The following is a 15,570-nucleotide window of genomic DNA, read 5'->3' as shown; positions in this document are numbered from 1 at the left end:
GTTTGGCAGCCCCACCAGGACTCGAACCTGGAATCTTCGCCTTCAAAGGGCGCTATGTTGCCAATTACACCACAGGGCTTTATTGCCAGGGCAGGGTTTGAACCTGCAACCTCATCGTTCAGAGCGATGTGACTTACCAATTCGTCCACCCGGCAATGAATGGCTGCCTCAGTAGGACTCGAACCTACAACCGCGCGGTTAACAGCCGCTTGCTCTACCGTTGAGCTATGAGGCAACGAAGCCCCCCAGGTCGGAATCGAACCGACGACCTCCTGTTCTTCAAACAGGCGCTAACTACCAACTGAGCTACCGGGGGATAAGGAGGAGAGATGGATTTTACCCAGTGGACTGGTTTAATTCAACTCGAATTAGCCACTCCATCATGTCTCCCATGTAACGAGAGCGGAGGGACTTGAACCCTCAAATCTTCAGTTTCGTAGACTGAGATGTTATCCAGTTACACCACACTCTCAAAACGGAGAGAACAGGATTTGAACCTGCGACGGATATTAACTACCCGCTTCCTCTTAGCAGGAGGACGCTTTCAGCCACTCAGCCACCTCTCCAAAGTGGGTCGAGCAGGATTTGAACCTGCGTGCAAAAAGAACAGTTTTACAGACTGTCGCCTTCAGCCAGACTCGGCCACCGACCCATAATCATTCCCTCGACGAGAATTGAACTCGCATCTGTGCTTTGAAAGAGCACTGACTTAACCATTCGTCCACGAGGGCATAATTTACCGAATTTTAGATTTTGGATTAAATTTATTAATCTAAAATTGTCTGACACAGGGACTAGGATTTGAACCTAGAACATCGGATTTGGAGTCACGAGGTGTTACCGTTACACCATCCCTGCATTTGGTGGCAGTGGCGGGATTTGCACCCGCATATACCAGGGTATGAACCTGGGGCTTTGCTGATTAAGCTACGCTGCGATCGCACCAGAGGCTGAGGTGAGATTTGAACTCACGATATCGGTTTTGCAGACCAACGCCTTCGACCACTTGGCTACTCAGCCATTTGGGAGTCCCGACGAGATTCGCACTCGCAATCTTCAGTTTGAGAAACTGACGGCTTAAACTATTTGCCTACAGGACTACAACCAGGGTGACGGGATTTGAACCCGCAACATTTCCGCAGACAACGGAACGCTCTAGCCAATTGAGCTACACCCCGATTTTTTAAATCTGTGCTTAAAATTTGAGTTTTTAGGCACAGATTTTGTTGGTGAACTTGCCCATTTCTTATTTAGTTTTCAAGGTTCAGATAATTGACTTTTTACTGTTAGAAACTGTTAAGAAAACAACCGAAATTCTAGGTAGCAAGCCTGTTTTGTATTACGGATGTATTCAGTGGTTTTAATGAGTGTAAACTTAGAACTTTTTTCGTTTTTTACCTCTACTGCCGATGGTTTGCAAGTAAAAGTAGCTTTGTTGGCTGTGAACTCTGGTTTATTCCAACGCCTGTCCTTTAGTAGTATGTAGAACATAAATTTGACTCTTGAGAAGCTTTGTCTTTCGCCTTACTACAAATATACTACAAAATACTACAAGAGGTGTCAAGGGGTTTTAGAAAGTTTTTTTGAAATTGTCTAGAAAAGCTTCTGCACTTATATTTGAGCTTGCTAAACCCTCTGAAAAGTCAAACTACAGCTTATGATTGGGTGAATCTTTAAAAGCCTGACGTGACAGACAACTACCTCAAGCGACAACAGATAATTAGTATTGTCGCGATCGCCTCTAGTATTACAGCTTGTAGTATTGCTCCAGGCACCTCCCCACAAGTAGGGTTGAACCAGCCAATAAGCAAAATACATACTGCACAAGTTCAAGATCCAGCAAAGGGCCAAATTAATGCCCAATTACCGCCATCAGTCAAAGTAGAAAACCCTACATTTACAGTCCCAGCGAAATTTCAGGGAAAAACAGTTTATAAGATACAACCCAGCAACAACGAAAAGGTTATTGCTCTCAGCATTGATGATGGGCCCTGGCCAAAAACAACCCTAGAAATGCTGGATATCCTCAAGCAAAATGATGTTAAAGCAACATTCTTTTGGGTAGGACAAGCTTTGCAAGCAAATCCAGACTTAGCCAGGCGTGAAGTAGCCGAGGGGCACGCCATTGGCAACCATACTTGGCATCATTGGTATCGGCGAATGGATGAAGCCACAGCCAAGAGTGAAATCGATCGCACATCTGACCTGATATACAAAACTACAGGGGTGAAAACTGCTCTGTTTCGTCCTCCTGGAGGCTTTTTAACCAACGGATTAGCTGCTTATGCGAAAAGCCAGAAAAATGCTGTCATTATGTGGTCGTTAACTTCAGCTGATACCGATCCTCACGCCAAACCGCAGGCATTTGTAAATAATGTCCTGAAAGGCGCAAAACCAGGTTCTATTGTTTTGATGCACGACGGTGGTGGCGATCGCCGAAGAACAGTAGAAGCTTTGCCACAAATTATCAGTGGACTCAAACAGCAAGGCTATCGATTTGTGACAATTCCCGAATTGCTGCAAATGGCGCAATAAAGGGCGAGAAATTCTCACCCTACTATTTCGTTTATTCACTCATAACAGAAGCACAAGCTTGAGCTTCTTGCCAAAGTTTGTGCAAAAAGAACTCAGCGCGATCGCTCATAGTGGTGAAAAACACACCTACAGCATCCTTAGAACTATCTGATAGCCAAGAACCTTGCAGAGTGACTTCCATATATTGGGTATCAGAGGCACAGAGGGCAATGATTTCTCTGTCATCTCTTTTTACCTCAGCCTTAAGCACTTCTACTCCTGGCAAATCAACAGGCAGCAAAAAGGAAGCAGTACTGGGTTCAATGCACAAACTTTGCCCAACTCGCAGGGCCAAAATCACTCGCTGCGCTACCCATTCTTCTAGCGACAGAGTGAGACATTCCAAATCAAAACTGCTTTCAGTGTAAGTTAATTTCAGCATTCCTTATGCTCTCCTGCTATTCCAGGCTTGCTTGCATATCTATCCAAAACTGTTCGGCAAAAGAAATCGCGGGGTGAATTGGCGCTTTTGGTTTGGTACGTAATTGCATACCAGATTCAAACAGGGTGCGATCGCCTTTACGGGAGTTACATCTCTCACAAGCTGTGACTACGTTATCCCAAGTGTGAGAACCGCCTCTTGAGCGCGGCATCACATGATCTAGTGTTAGATGCTTGCCGCTACCGCAATATTGGCAACTGTGATGATCTCGCCGCAACACTTCCCGCCGATTCACTGGCGGAACTTTCCACATCCGCTCATTAGAAGTGATTGTTAAGCGAATATGTTTTGGCACATCAATTACTAAGTTGGGTGAGTGAACTTGCCATCCGCCTTCTGTGGTAAAACCTAACGGTTGAGCTTTGTTGGTTACTAACAGCACAATCGCCCGCTTGATATTGATCCGACACAGTGGCAAGTAATTTTGAGAAAACACCACCACAGATTGCTCTAACACTTGCATTGCGTTCGCGCCGCGCATTGTTCGCGTAGCTGACGCACCAGAAGATATCGTCACAGCTTCACTCCTTATAAAAAAACCCCCGCTTCCTGTTTGGGTGAAGCGGGGGTTAGAATTGACCGGAAAACTTTCTGGTCTCATATTGGTACAGCATTCCTTTGCCTGTACCCCCCGCTTTCTTCATCTAGTTGTGGTTTCGCAATCAACCCACTTATGCTGAGATGTCTAAAATCATAATTACCCTCTGTGATTTGCCCATAATTTCGGCTACCATCGCCCATAAATAAATACTCCACTTCCATAGCAGCTGATTCCCAACTGGCTCGGCAATTGGTAGGGCACAAAATTGAAGTAAATATGGGGAAAATGGATTTCACAGAAAATTTCACCTATTGAACATTCCTTTAAACATACTACACTTGTATTACTATCCTGTCTATAGTTTCAAGGAGAAATAGTGATGCATACGATCGCCCGCACCCCAACCACCGATATGGAAGTTACCAGCATCCGCCTAGAGCGAGAACTCAAAGATAAGCTCAAAGAAATAGCTGGAAATCAGGGATATCAAGCTCTGATTCGAGATATTCTTTGGAATTATGTCCAACAAAAATCAGGTGAATGGAAGCCTCGATTTTCCCGAGCGGACATTCGAGCTAGCATAGCAGCCACAGCCCAGCAAGAAGAACGTTGTGTACTAACAGGTCAACTAATTCAACCCCAAGAACCAATGCTGTTAGGACTGACGAGAAATGGCGATATGGTTCCTCTAAGTGTCGAGAGTTTGGCTGGATAGTCTTAATTCAGGCAATGCAGCCTAGTTATTTTATTTAGGGCTGACGTACAAGAGATCCTCCAACCCCCTTAAAAAGGGGGCTATTAAGATACCCCCTGTTTAAGGGAAACCAATTGCTCAACTTGGGTATCCCTAAGTTGAGCAATTGGCGTTTGTTAGAGGGTAGTGGGGCTATGCAAACGAGGTTTCAGCTTTTCAGTACGTAAGTCTTATTACTGAATAATTGGGCTGCATTCAGCATTTAGCTTTATTTTCTCGAATAAATAAGATTTATTGTTAAGATTTGTAGCTTAATAAAAGTAAATTCTGAGGGGATACGAATTTTATATTTTAGATTTTTTGGTTCATACCCCGCTCTGAGCTAAGAGAGTAGTCTCTTTCAATCCAAAATCCCAAATCCAAAATTGGTTTGACGCTCTGGCTTCGTTATATTTGATTGAAAGCAACACAGAGCAAAGGATAGCTGCTTAAAGGACTAAAATAAAAACAAAATTTTACAAAAATCTTAAAATCAATCCAGTGTTTTTACGGTCATGACTGGGGGATTTTCTTGAGATTCCAGAGAATTTACGGTTTATGTATACTTACAGACAGGATATTCTAAATCAAAGTTAGTTAATTATCTCAATATAAAGAAGATAAAGCAGCCAAAAATAATCAGGCTGGGTCATTTTAGAATATTCTAAGTATCTCACTACCTATGTAGCAATTTGCTTTATATAGCAGCAACTTGGCCATCTGCCATAGAAAAGGGCTATAACAGGTGAGAGAAAGTATTCATATAAGATTTGTCAATTATCAAGGTGTCGCAACACAACTAACGGTGAAGAATATGCCAATGGGTTGGGTGCAAAAACAATGGATTTATTATCCGAGGGCGTGCCAAGAATGAAAAAGCCTTTATGGTCGCCGACAGAGTACGTAGATGACATAGATCGACTACAAACTTACAAAGTCAAGCTGATGCAGCATCAGGAAGAAACTGGCCACCAGCTGGTACAAAAGATTAACCAAATCATTGCCAATACCTCACCTACGGCTGTGATGTTGCAAGATATTGCCCAATTACTAGGAACAGCTTTTGAAGTAGATTGTTGCTGCTTAGTTTCAGTAACGGGTGAAACATCCGACGAAGCAACTACTATGAATTGGTGTGCCGATCAATATCTGGGGTTGCCACATCCAGAAGAGATGTTTTCGATGGAACAATTGCTTATGCACTCCCCAGTGCTGCAATGTGCTGCTGAACCATTGACTATTGAAGATATTTCCATCATTCAGAAAAGTTTGGTAATTGGCTGTCAGTATTTACCCCTACCCATAAAAGCTGTTTTGGCAATTCCCACCAGGTTTGGTGGAAATAATAATGGGGTGATTAGTCTGATTAAATTCCAACCTTATGATTGGAGTGAATCAGAAAAACAGTTGCTCAAAGAAGTAGAGTCTGCTTGTGCGATCGCATTTTCTCAAGTGGCACAAGCTAAACTAATTACTCATCAACAACAATATCTCCAAAAAGGGGATCAGTATCAAAGCTTGATCAAGCAATTAACATTATTGAATCGCAGTAACTTGGAGCTTAATCAAATGCTCCAGTTAGTTATCGCCTCTACTGCCGAATCTCTACAGGCAGACCGAGGTTTACTTATACTACTAAAATATACTGATCCACTATTTAGGACTCAAGCTAAAAAACAAATTCCCAAAGCGAAAGCTAGAGTGGTTGGTGAATGGGCGAAGGCAACACAAATTTCCCGCATTACTAAACCAGAAACTTTAGATCAGCAGTCCTTCTTGGTTTCGGAGTGTGGTTTATGTCAGCGTCCCTTCATAGATTCTGGAAAAGCAGTAATCTTCGATAACTATACAGAGCAAAATGATACTTCGGTAGCTGCTCCATTATTTGCAATAGAGCAATTGCCAGCGGTCTTATTAGTGCCATTAGAAAGTCAAGGTAAAATCTTAGGATTTTTGGTGCTACAGCAAGCGACCACTCGCAGTTGGCAAGCAGCCGAATTAAATCTTGTGGAAATGGTTTGCGCTCAAGTAAGTAACGCCATAATTCAGTCACAGACATTGCGCCAAGTACAAACTTTGGTAGATGAGCGGACAGCGAAACTCCAGAGTAGTTTGGAGCTCCAGGCAAAGTTGCATGAAAGAACCCGGCAATATGTAGAGCAGCTGCGGAAACTCAATGAACTCAAAGATGAATTTTTGAGCAACATGAGCGATCGCTTGCGCTATCCTTTGACAAATATGCTGATGTCCATTCGGAACTTACGTTTGCCAGGAATTGCACCAGAGCGTCAAATTAGATACATGGATATCCTAGAGCAGGAATGCACAAAGGAAATCAACTTGATTAATGACTTGTTGACACTCCAGAAACTAGAGTCGCCTCACGAAGCTCCACAATTAGAATCTATAGATTTAAATACTAGAATTCAGGATATAACAGTAGCTTTTGAGAAGAAACTCGCAGAGAAGGGATTAAAGATTTCTGTAGATTTACCAGAGGAATCCCTAAAACTGCAAACGGAACTGGAGAGTTTTGACCGCATCCTGCAAGAGTTGTTAACTAATGCCTGTAAATACTCGCAGCATGATACCAGCGTCCATTTAGAAGCTGTTCACCGAGTCGATCAACAAATCGATCAAGTTATCATAAAGGTGACGAATACAGGACACGCCATCTCCCAAGAAGAAGCAACCTACATCTTTGACAAATTCCGTCGTGGAAAAGGGCGTTGGACTCCAGGGACTGGCTTGGGACTTGCTCTAGTCAAGTCTTTAGTACAGCATTTGAATGGAGCGATCACAGTTGAAAGTCTCCCAATCTCGGATTCTGAACAGAGCGAAATTTGCTTCACCCTGACTCTGCCCCAATTTTCTGACGAAAGCAAACCATAATTCTTAATGTGACTAAAGAACAGAACCCAACAGAGAACCTTGATTTCCAGTCTCCTAGTGATGACACCGATCTTGAAGGAGATTTGAGCGCTGATCTAATCGCTTTGGCAGCTAAGGTAGAAGTTCAAATTCAGAAAATAGCAGAGCGACAGCGACAAATCAGCGCCAAAGTCCAAATTCCCCAACCAGTGGAAAAAATTTGGAAGGTTCTGACAGATTATGAAGCCTTACCTGACTTTCTCCCCAACCTCGCTAAGAGTCGTCTAATCGAGCATCCCAATGGTGGAATTAGACTGGAGCAAGTAGGCTCCCAGCGCTTACTAAATTTCAACTTTTCAGCGCGGGTGGTTCTAGATTTGGAGGAATCCTTCCCCAAAGAAATTAATTTTCGGATGGTAGAGGGAGATTTTAAAGGTTTTTCTGGTAGCTGGTGTTTAGAGCCTTATTCCCTTGGTGAGTATATAGGAACAAATCTTTGCTACACAATTCAAGTTTGGCCTAAACTCACCATGCCAGTGGGAATCATTGAAAACCGCCTGAGTAAAGACCTACGGTTGAATCTTGTTGCTATTCACCAACGTGTAGAAGAGTTAGCCAGCAAACAACCGTATATATAACTAAACGAGCGTTCAAAATTATTCTGAACGCTCGTTTTGATTTATTAACTTGTAGAAAGACACGCTTATACTTTTTTAAGTACCCCCAGGGGAATTCGAATCCCCGTTACCTCCGTGAAAGGGAGGTGTCCTAGGCCTCTAGACGATGGGGGCATCGGACTCAGACCTTTTATAAATTAACTAATTTCCTGGCTATTGTCAACAGTTTTTGCGAAAAAAAGTTTTTGGCAGCTAAACTGGGTGGTGGCTAAAGCTTGAAAAGGATACAAAGAGATGCAGAAGCAAAAAGAATTTCGTAGAAGCTCCTATGGGAAGCCGCAAGATGCTGGGAACTTCGAGAGAAGCTTAGATAGAAAAAACGGTAAATTCTGCCAGGGACAAAAGGGTATGATGTTGTACCCTGTAGAGTTAATATCTACGATTTTTGACCAAAGATTTTGAAATAAATCGCTCAAAATCTACAACATGGAAGCATCTTTTGAAATTACCCTACAGATGGCGATCGCTGTTTTTGCAGGCATTAGCGCTCAAGTGCTGGCTGCATACTTTCGCATACCCAGCATCGTCTTGTTATTGCTGTTAGGCATATTGTTCGGCTCTGATGGCATAGGGCTATTGCATCCCCATTTGCTAGGCACTGGAGTGGAAGTTATTGTCGCTCTAGCAACTGCAATAATTTTGTTTGAAGGCGGACTTAATTTGGATCTGCGAGAGTTAGGCAGGGTTTCAGTCAGCTTACAATTGCTCGTCACTCTCGGAACGCTAATCACACTACTTGGTGGCAGTATGGCTGCTCACTGGCTGGGTGAATTTCCTTGGAATATAGCTTTTCTCTATGCTTCCATCATTGTGGTGACAGGCCCAACCGTCGTTGGCCCTTTGCTTAAACAAATCAATGTAGATCGTCAAGTAGCAACACTTTTGGAAGGTGAAGGGGTTTTAATTGACCCTGTAGGAGCGATTCTCGCCTTCGTTGTCCTCGATACCATTTTGAACGGCGATGCCGATCCAATTAATGCGATCGTTGGTTTATTAATACGCCTGGGTGTTGGTGCAGCAATTGGTGGTGCTGGCGGTTATCTGATGAGCTTGATTTTCAAACGTGCCAGCTTTCTGTCATTCGAGCTAAAAAACTTAGTGGTGTTGGCGATACTTTGGGGTCTGTTTGCCTTATCGCAAATGATCCGCAGTGAATCGGGAGTCATGACAACAGTTGTTGCAGGAGCAGTCTTTGCTAACTCCTCAGTCCCAGAAGAACGACTGTTACGCAGCTTTAAGGGTCAGCTAACAATTCTCAGCGTCTCAGTGCTATTTATCTTATTAGCTGCCGATCTATCTATTGCCAGTGTGTTTGCTTTGGGCTGGGGTAGTTTATTCACTGTTTTGGTATTAATGTTTGTCGTTCGCCCGATTAATATCCTGTTGTGTACCTGGAACAGTGACTTAAATTGGCGACAGAAACTATTTTTAAGCTGGGTTGCTCCTAGAGGAATTGTTGCGGCTTCTGTAGCTTCTTTTTTTGCAATCTCTCTTACCCAGCGTGGCATTAACGGCGGTGATTCCATTAAAGCTTTAGTTTTCCTGACAATTATCATGACTGTTGTCTGCCAAGGGCTAACAGCTGGCTGGGTTGCCAAATGGCTGCAAATTACCTCCAAGGACGTAACCGGGGTAGTGATTGTGGGTTGTAACCCATTGAGTCTTTTGATTGCCCGGTTCTTTCAAGAACGGGGAGAAAATGTGGTCATGATTGATACTGACCCCGAATGTCTTGTTCAAGCTGAGGCACAAAATCTGCGAGTGATTGCCAGCAGTGGACTGGATGCTGCTATTTTAGAAGAGGCAGGACTTGCTTCGATGGGGACTTTTTTGGCGATGACAAGTAATGGCGAGGTGAATTTTGTTTTGGCTCAACGAGCAGCCGAGGAATTTAAGCCCCCGCGTGTCTTAGCTGTTTTTCCCCGCGATCCGCAAGCGAGTATTTCGGTTAGTAATAAAGTTAATCAAGCTTTTATCCCAGACTTAGCGATTAAAACTTGGAATGAATATTTAAATGATGGGCGAGTCAAACTAGGAACAACTACGCTAAATGAACTAGAATTTTCCACTCAGTGCGATCGCATTCAAGAAAAAATTCGGACTGGGGTGTTGATACCGTTATTGGTAGAACGAGAAGAACGCTTACAGGTAATGCCAGTTAACCAAGATTGGGAAATTGGCGATCGCATTATTTACCTATTACATGACCCCAGACCGAGCCTTTTAAAACGTTTATCTGGTGCTACCCAATCTACTCCCCTCTCTCTAGAAAAGTTAGCGGAGGTTGAAGACCTATCCCTCGTTCAATTGTCCGCTAGTGAGGCTCCTGGGGGATGAGACAGGGGGCAGGGGAGGCAGAGGAGGCAGAGGAGGCAGAGGAGTAGGGGAGAGGATGCTGGAATTTCTCAGCAAGAGAGGGTTTCAAAGGAAATAAATCTATTTATGCTTAATGTTAAATATTTATTTCAAGATGCATGGCACAAGAAATAATGCGTCAAAGATCAAGCCCCTAAATTTATTTATGGGCTTCTGTCCTCTGCTCGCTGCTCCCCTGCCCCCTGCTCCCTGCCTCTTCTTTAACTTTGGGAAGGAATAAATTCGCCTTCTGGTGGTTGTTGCAAATTACCAATTTCTGGTCTTGGCGCTTCTTGATACATTTGCCATTCCTGCCACAGTAAAGCAGATAAATGCACGATGGCAAGAATTAGCGTCGCCACCGCAATTAGATAACTGTGTATTGTGTAAAGGTGTTCGACAGTAACTGTGTTAATCGCTCCACCCCCAGTTAGGATTTCGCGCAGTTGTCCACCAATAAAAGGAATAGCTTCGATGGTTCCCAATTCAATGTTAAAACGCCAGTATCCTTCCTGAGTCCAATCTAGGATCATTGCTGTCCAGTCCAGCCCGATCGCACTTAATGTCAACAAAATCCCGCTAATCCAAGCAGTCAGCCAACTCTTGCGGAATTGGCGACTTAAAAACATCACCACAATTTGAATCAGAGCGATCGCAATTACCGCGTTACCAGCAATGTTATGCGCTCTCCAAAACAACCACCCGTATGGTACTTGTGTATTAATCATCTTTAAGGAGTTATAAGCGCCACCTGCTGTCGGTTCATAGTAAAAAGACAGCATTACTCCTGTAGAAACATAAATTAAGCACAAAGTCAGAATCACGACTGACAATATAGTTGCTATTCGTCGCATAATCCTATCGAACTGGGTGCTTTGCATAGCTCACCCCTCCTGTTCTTAACTAGGTATTTATTCCTTTCTAATTTTAACTAAGAAATGTTAATAGATGTTGCAGTTATCAAATAAAAATAAATTTTTTTAATATCTCTGATAAGTTAACTAGCCTGCCTCAGACTTAAGGCTGAGGCAATAGCCCAAACCATTATTCTCTGGTAGGGTCAATTCATGTAGACGCATTCGCGTAGCATCTCGTAGAGAAGCGGCTTGCCGCAAGGTATTGTCTTACACCGTGGATTTTACGTAAATCCGAATTAGTTAAATCAAATATTGCACCCAAGTTTTTAAGGGTTCTGGTGAGCCATACCAAATTCCAGGACTTCTCGGAGAATGTCTTACACCTTCAATTACCAGATTTTCTGCACCTTCCAGGTGAGCAGCTTCAATTGGTGTGATGCCATCTCCCCAAGTGTTGCCCTTACCACAGGTTAATTGGTAACTACTGTAAGCTAACCAGCTACCACGCCGCTTTTGGCCAAAGATAGTTTTACCAGCCACACAAACGTAATGAACGTTTTTATAAAAAGCTCCTGGGTAGTTTTTGGTGACAAAATCTAGATTTGAGCGTGTCCAGCGTTCTTGGCTAATATGGGGTGTACCCAAGGTGATGAGAGTTGCAACCAAAGGATGCGCTTTCCAAAGCGAGGGTTTAGCTTTACTGCCTACTATATAAGGCTTTTCTCCCATGTAGATGCGGGATATCCAACCTCCGGCTGAGTGACCAATTAAGTTAACTTGGGTAGCATTATATTGCTGCAATGTATGCTTGATTGTCAGGTCGAGTTTTTGTAGAATCGGTGTTACAGGTCTTCTGCCAATAGTAGGTAGCCAGTCGCGCCGTCGCAGTGGTACTGTAACCGTGGGAAAATCTAACTGTTGTAAGGATTGTTCTAGTTGGCGGTAAGCAATCGCGCTTTCTAGATATCCCGGTACAATAACTGTCGGTAACGGCATTTTAAATTTTTGAGGCAATGATTGAAGGTTTGAAACTTTTTTACAAAGAAGTAGTCAAAAGTCAAAAGCTATAATTGCGATCGCACAGCTGAACTCCTTTTATAAAAACCCAAATAGCTTTGGTGGGGTTTAGGACTAGAATGTCAATAAAATTGTACAATTTACAACAGTTTTCGGGGCTGCTGATGTGGTAGTATTCTCACATAGGCACTAGTCTCGGACAAGCAAATGTGCCATCTGTTACAGAAGCCTAGTTGACTGGAAAAGCGTAAAAAAACAAGGCGACTTCAGCAGATGTTTTGATTTACTCAGACTTGTATCTTGACTTCAACTTTAATAAATATCCCAGATATTAATTTTAATTGTGTGCGTCATAAAAATAACAAATCAAAAGTAGTAATTTTTCAAATATCTCTTTAGCAAGCTCAAATTTGAAGATATGAACCAGCCTTATTAAACAATTACAAACCTGAATAAATGGCAATTTTGGCGTTTTCGTTGCCATGAGAGGAAATTATTATTTCCTTAGAGAGATGCATATATTGCGATATTTTGCAATATAGTCGGGAAGAGAAAATCGTTAGTCAACTGCAACTGAGCCGAGTGAACGATAACAACTATGTCTTACGTCTCCTTGTTTAAAAATATACCAGAACTCTTAAGCCAGCCAATTGGGATAGCAGCTATAGCTTCTCTTGGTATCCACGGTGCGATCGCTATGATTGTGCCATTGATGCCTATGGATTCTAGCAAACCCAAAGATACAGCAGCATCAAAAAGCGTCGGGCTTTTGGAATTGAGCCAAGCGGATCAAAGTCGTTTACCAGAAAGCACCCCCAAAATTGGTTTACAACAACTTCCTCCAATAGCGCCACTTTCTGCGTCCAACTTTAGCGCCCAAGCTGGATTGCCCCCATTGGCAGCACCGCCATCCGGCAGCCAACTAGTACTGCCTCCGCTACCCCCATCCTCGAATAACTATCGAGTCTCCTCATTGCCTACAAGACAGTCTTTGCGGATGATTCCTAGTGATAATTTGCGATTTGATGCTTCTAAATTTGACAACTCTAAATTCAATAGCAGCCCCAAATTTACTCCATCAGTTCCTCGTGTAAATGTCACTGATACCAAATACGAGGCATCTAAGCCGTTAGATGTAAATAGGTTGCCAGTATTGCAGTCGCAGCAAATACCTAATGATATTCTGCAAAATGCTCAATCTCAGAACCTTTCTAACAGTAACCCTATTACACCAGTACAGGGAAATATCGCTCCACAAATAACGCAGCCGGTTAATAATACGTCTAAGCCTATGGCTCAAAACCAGCTCATAAATTCTTTAAAACAAGCTCCAAGGGCTGGGGATAGCTTAACCCTAATTAGGGGAACCACGTCACAAGCGCCTGATTTATCTCGAAAAGGGACTGAGTTGGCAATTGCACAGCTAGATTCCTACGCAAACCTGAGAAAAGAAGTTCAGCAACAATACCCCAACGCAGAACAAAAACCAGTCATTCGCCAAACATTACCCACAGATAAGCCAAATCTTCAAGGCTCTGTTTTGGGTGTATTAGTGGTAGATCCTGATGGTAAGGTTCTAGATATCAAGTTTCAAGACAAGCTAGTTTCCCCGGAATTGCAATTAAAAGCTAGGGAATACTTCAACAAGCAATCCCCCAAGGGAGATAAACGGATCAGTTCCTATCCATTTAACCTAAATTTTCAAAACAATACTAGCAACAGCACTGGGACTATTCCATTATCTACACCTGGCATCAATAACAATCAGCTTACCCCTTTACCAGCAGCTACTTCTAAACCATTTCCCGATCTGCGAATCAGAAATAACCAGATATCACCTTCATCGACAGTTATTCTTAAGCCATTAGCTGCACCGGGAGTAAATAGCAATCAGCCTGTGTTAACACCGACAGCTACCCCCAAACCATTATCTGAATTGCAAATCAGAAATAATCTTACACCTTCATCGGCAGCTAAGACTTCGGAACCCTTAGTACTACCAAGAGTCAATAAGATCCAGGCTACACCCTCTACTGAATCTGATAAAAAATTAGTAGAACGGTTGCGTGAAGTCAAGGAAAACAGAGACAAGTCTAATCCAGAAAAATAATCACTTGCTGGTGATTTGGGATTAAAAACTAGGTAAAAGGGCGGTTATAAACCGCATCTATACAAATAAAACCCACTTACGTGGGTTTCAAATTTTCTTTAGTCTGCTTTCTGTAGCTAAGTTTGTGTAGCCGTAAGTTTTATTCACTTTGGCTCTAAATTGACACGTATAAGTATTGCTATGCCCGTAAGAGCGATATATTCCATACAATTGAGAGCTAGCTTACCAGCCTTGTTCTGCATTCTGAAAAACGTAAGCAGCTACCTCTACGATCTCTTCAGCACTTAACTTTCCTTTAAAGGCAGGCATGGCATTTTTACCATTTTGGACTTGGTGGATAATCGCCTCGATTGAGTCGCTATTATAATTTTCTAGGTATTTTGACAATGCTTCCTTTTTCAAGGTTTTCTGGCTAATAAGGATATTACCGCCACCTATATGGCAAGAAGCGCAGTTAGCCTCGAAAATTTTAGCACCGTTGGATGTTTCGACAGCTAGTGCTGGACTAATGAATGTCAATTTGAATAGAGCGATCGCTATCATTAAGATTAATAAAAGTATTCTCAAGAGAATTTCCTCGCAACAAGCCTCCAGCAAGAGTATAAACGTGATTAATCCCTGATTAAGTCAAATTTGATCAAAATTGGCGGTAACGAATTCATCCCTCAATCGCTACAGATTGTTTAGCGTTTTAGGGGACGATAAGACTCGTTACCGCCATTTATCCATTGTGTGCGTCACTCTAGGAGCGTGGCGTGTTGCTATGAGGTAATTTCACAGACAGAGAAATCATCTTGTGGCAATGAGGACGTTTCTAGCCTTGGACAGTAATTTTACCAACCATGCCAGCACCACGGTGAGGTTCGCAATAGAAGGTGTAGTCACCAGCAGGTGCGTCTGCGGGGAAAGTGGTTGTTTCCTTTTTACCAGCACTCATCAGCAAAGTCTTATGAGAAAGAGATTTTGCTAAAGCGGCATCCTTAGCAGGGTTTTTGGCAGGGTCAAACACAACGTTGTGGGGAGGAACTTTATTGTTCACCCATTCAATTGTGTCACCTGGTTTAATTGTCAAGTTTTTCGGTTCAAATGCTAGCAGTCCTTTATCGCTACCCAATTTCACCTGGTAGGTTTCAGCAGAAGCGCTGGGAGTAAAAACTGCAAAACTACTAACAACTAAAATGATTGTCAACACAGCTAAACTAAAGCGTCGCAAGCTTGCCGAAATCAATTTCATGGCTCTCTCCTAACAAACAATTTTTTTTCCTTTCTCATTTTAAATAAAATCAACACCAAATATGACAATCTGTCATAGATACAATTTTTTTTTAATAAATGGGGAGCAATTTATTGCAAAAAGCGGTGAAATCAGTAGGGAATGGGGAATGGGGAAGGG

General features: G+C 42.7%; 13 protein-coding genes and 14 tRNA genes. 6 read left to right on the top strand and 21 right to left on the bottom strand.

Annotated elements, in window-relative coordinates:
- Positions 1–3: 3 nt before the first annotated feature.
- The 13 genes from G1O98_RS21600 to G1O98_RS21540 form a co-directional block, all read right to left on the bottom strand.
- Positions 4–79 (bottom strand) — tRNA-Gln (locus G1O98_RS21600).
- A gap of 3 nt (positions 80–82) precedes the next feature.
- Positions 83–155, bottom strand: a tRNA-Gln gene (locus tag G1O98_RS21595).
- A gap of 5 nt (positions 156–160) precedes the next feature.
- A tRNA-Asn gene (locus G1O98_RS21590) sits at positions 161–235 on the bottom strand.
- Positions 236–241: 6 nt separating this feature from the next.
- Positions 242–316, bottom strand: a tRNA-Phe gene (locus G1O98_RS21585).
- An 81-nt stretch (positions 317–397) separates the two neighbouring features.
- A tRNA-Arg gene (locus G1O98_RS21580) sits at positions 398–472 on the bottom strand.
- A gap of 4 nt (positions 473–476) precedes the next feature.
- Positions 477–566: transfer RNA gene (locus tag G1O98_RS21575), tRNA-Ser, on the bottom strand.
- Positions 567–570: 4 nt separating this feature from the next.
- Positions 571–652, bottom strand: a tRNA-Tyr gene (locus G1O98_RS21570).
- A 7-nt stretch (positions 653–659) separates the two neighbouring features.
- A tRNA-Glu gene (locus G1O98_RS21565) sits at positions 660–730 on the bottom strand.
- Positions 731–786: 56 nt separating this feature from the next.
- Positions 787–858 (bottom strand) — tRNA-Trp (locus tag G1O98_RS21560).
- A gap of 3 nt (positions 859–861) precedes the next feature.
- A tRNA-Met gene (locus G1O98_RS21555) sits at positions 862–937 on the bottom strand.
- A gap of 10 nt (positions 938–947) precedes the next feature.
- A tRNA-Cys gene (locus G1O98_RS21550) sits at positions 948–1,020 on the bottom strand.
- Between the two features lie 3 nt (positions 1,021–1,023).
- Positions 1,024–1,100 (bottom strand) — tRNA-Glu (locus G1O98_RS21545).
- A 4-nt stretch (positions 1,101–1,104) separates the two neighbouring features.
- A tRNA-Asp gene (locus G1O98_RS21540) sits at positions 1,105–1,178 on the bottom strand.
- Positions 1,179–1,686: 508 nt separating this feature from the next.
- Here G1O98_RS21540 and G1O98_RS21535 point away from each other — a divergent pair.
- The gene (locus tag G1O98_RS21535) at positions 1,687–2,535 is read left to right on the top strand and encodes a polysaccharide deacetylase family protein (protein ID WP_163931630.1); all 849 of its coding nucleotides are present in this window, start codon (positions 1,687–1,689) and stop codon (positions 2,533–2,535) included.
- A 31-nt stretch (positions 2,536–2,566) separates the two neighbouring features.
- On the opposite strand, the gene G1O98_RS21530 is transcribed toward G1O98_RS21535, so the two are convergent.
- The 3 genes from G1O98_RS21530 to G1O98_RS40100 all read right to left on the bottom strand — a co-directional run bounded on the left by G1O98_RS21530 (position 2,567) and on the right by G1O98_RS40100 (position 3,865).
- Positions 2,567–2,956: an alr0857 family protein gene (locus G1O98_RS21530; RefSeq protein WP_012409304.1), complete on the bottom strand. Its 390-nt coding sequence runs from the start codon at positions 2,954–2,956 to the stop codon at positions 2,567–2,569.
- Between the two features lie 16 nt (positions 2,957–2,972).
- The gene (locus G1O98_RS21525; protein WP_163931652.1) at positions 2,973–3,479 is read right to left on the bottom strand and encodes an HNH endonuclease; all 507 of its coding nucleotides are present in this window, start codon (positions 3,477–3,479) and stop codon (positions 2,973–2,975) included.
- Between the two features lie 134 nt (positions 3,480–3,613).
- Positions 3,614–3,865, bottom strand: a complete 252-nt coding sequence (locus tag G1O98_RS40100; RefSeq protein WP_114083735.1) for a hypothetical protein — start codon at positions 3,863–3,865, stop codon at positions 3,614–3,616.
- A 71-nt stretch (positions 3,866–3,936) separates the two neighbouring features.
- Here G1O98_RS40100 and G1O98_RS21520 point away from each other — a divergent pair, with 71 nt between their 5' ends.
- The 3 genes from G1O98_RS21520 (at position 3,937) to G1O98_RS21510 (ending at position 7,799) form a co-directional block, all read left to right on the top strand.
- A complete protein-coding gene (locus G1O98_RS21520) occupies positions 3,937–4,272 on the top strand; it encodes a hypothetical protein (protein WP_012409307.1) in 336 nt (111 codons plus the stop codon).
- A gap of 888 nt (positions 4,273–5,160) precedes the next feature.
- Positions 5,161–7,182, top strand: a complete 2,022-nt coding sequence (locus tag G1O98_RS21515; protein ID WP_163931627.1) for a GAF domain-containing protein — start codon at positions 5,161–5,163, stop codon at positions 7,180–7,182.
- Positions 7,183–7,190: 8 nt separating this feature from the next.
- Entirely contained in the window at positions 7,191–7,799 is a 609-nt protein-coding gene (locus G1O98_RS21510; RefSeq protein ID WP_163931624.1) for an SRPBCC family protein, read from the top strand.
- An 80-nt stretch (positions 7,800–7,879) separates the two neighbouring features.
- Here G1O98_RS21510 and G1O98_RS21505 read toward each other — a convergent pair.
- Positions 7,880–7,952: transfer RNA gene (locus tag G1O98_RS21505), tRNA-Glu, on the bottom strand.
- 312 nt (positions 7,953–8,264) lie between these two features.
- On the opposite strand from G1O98_RS21505, the gene G1O98_RS21500 reads away from it, so the two are divergent.
- The gene (locus G1O98_RS21500; RefSeq protein ID WP_163931621.1) at positions 8,265–10,175 is read left to right on the top strand and encodes a cation:proton antiporter; all 1,911 of its coding nucleotides are present in this window, start codon (positions 8,265–8,267) and stop codon (positions 10,173–10,175) included.
- Positions 10,176–10,414: 239 nt separating this feature from the next.
- Here G1O98_RS21500 and G1O98_RS21495 read toward each other — a convergent pair whose 3' ends face one another.
- Positions 10,415–11,074 (bottom strand): cytochrome b N-terminal domain-containing protein, encoded by a 660-nt coding sequence (locus G1O98_RS21495; protein ID WP_163931619.1) that lies wholly within the window; start codon positions 11,072–11,074, stop codon positions 10,415–10,417.
- Between the two features lie 276 nt (positions 11,075–11,350).
- Positions 11,351–12,046, bottom strand: a complete 696-nt coding sequence (locus G1O98_RS21490; RefSeq protein WP_163931616.1) for an alpha/beta hydrolase — start codon at positions 12,044–12,046, stop codon at positions 11,351–11,353.
- A gap of 619 nt (positions 12,047–12,665) precedes the next feature.
- Here G1O98_RS21490 and G1O98_RS21485 point away from each other — a divergent pair.
- The gene (locus tag G1O98_RS21485) at positions 12,666–14,177 is read left to right on the top strand and encodes a hypothetical protein (protein WP_163931613.1); all 1,512 of its coding nucleotides are present in this window, start codon (positions 12,666–12,668) and stop codon (positions 14,175–14,177) included.
- A 222-nt stretch (positions 14,178–14,399) separates the two neighbouring features.
- Here G1O98_RS21485 and petJ read toward each other — a convergent pair whose 3' ends face one another.
- Complete coding sequence (petJ, locus tag G1O98_RS21480; RefSeq protein WP_163931610.1) at positions 14,400–14,744, bottom strand: cytochrome c6 PetJ; 345 nt, start codon at positions 14,742–14,744, stop codon at positions 14,400–14,402.
- A 247-nt stretch (positions 14,745–14,991) separates the two neighbouring features.
- The gene (petE, locus tag G1O98_RS21475) at positions 14,992–15,411 is read right to left on the bottom strand and encodes a plastocyanin (RefSeq protein WP_114083742.1); all 420 of its coding nucleotides are present in this window, start codon (positions 15,409–15,411) and stop codon (positions 14,992–14,994) included.
- Positions 15,412–15,570 lie beyond the last annotated feature (159 nt).

Source organism: Nostoc sp. UIC 10630, from assembly GCF_010747425.1.
GTDB lineage: Bacteria > Cyanobacteriota > Cyanobacteriia > Cyanobacteriales > Nostocaceae > Nostoc.
This window is presented reverse-complemented; position numbering and strand designations above follow the sequence as displayed.

What these genes read in the sequence shown, in the direction of transcription:
- G1O98_RS21485 (WP_163931613.1), top strand. Translation starts at nt 12,666, where the DNA reads ATGTCTTACGTCTCCTTGTTTAAAAATATACCAGAACTCTTAAGCCAG.
- G1O98_RS21525 (WP_163931652.1), bottom strand. Translation starts at nt 3,479, where the DNA reads ATGCAAGTGTTAGAGCAATCTGTGGTGGTGTTTTCTCAAAATTACTTG.
- G1O98_RS21490 (WP_163931616.1), bottom strand. Translation starts at nt 12,046, where the DNA reads ATGCCGTTACCGACAGTTATTGTACCGGGATATCTAGAAAGCGCGATT.
- petE (WP_114083742.1), bottom strand. Translation starts at nt 15,411, where the DNA reads ATGAAATTGATTTCGGCAAGCTTGCGACGCTTTAGTTTAGCTGTGTTG.
- G1O98_RS21515 (WP_163931627.1), top strand. Translation starts at nt 5,161, where the DNA reads ATGAAAAAGCCTTTATGGTCGCCGACAGAGTACGTAGATGACATAGAT.
- G1O98_RS21500 (WP_163931621.1), top strand. Translation starts at nt 8,265, where the DNA reads ATGGAAGCATCTTTTGAAATTACCCTACAGATGGCGATCGCTGTTTTT.
- G1O98_RS21530 (WP_012409304.1), bottom strand. Translation starts at nt 2,956, where the DNA reads ATGCTGAAATTAACTTACACTGAAAGCAGTTTTGATTTGGAATGTCTC.
- G1O98_RS21495 (WP_163931619.1), bottom strand. Translation starts at nt 11,074, where the DNA reads ATGCAAAGCACCCAGTTCGATAGGATTATGCGACGAATAGCAACTATA.
- G1O98_RS21520 (WP_012409307.1), top strand. Translation starts at nt 3,937, where the DNA reads ATGCATACGATCGCCCGCACCCCAACCACCGATATGGAAGTTACCAGC.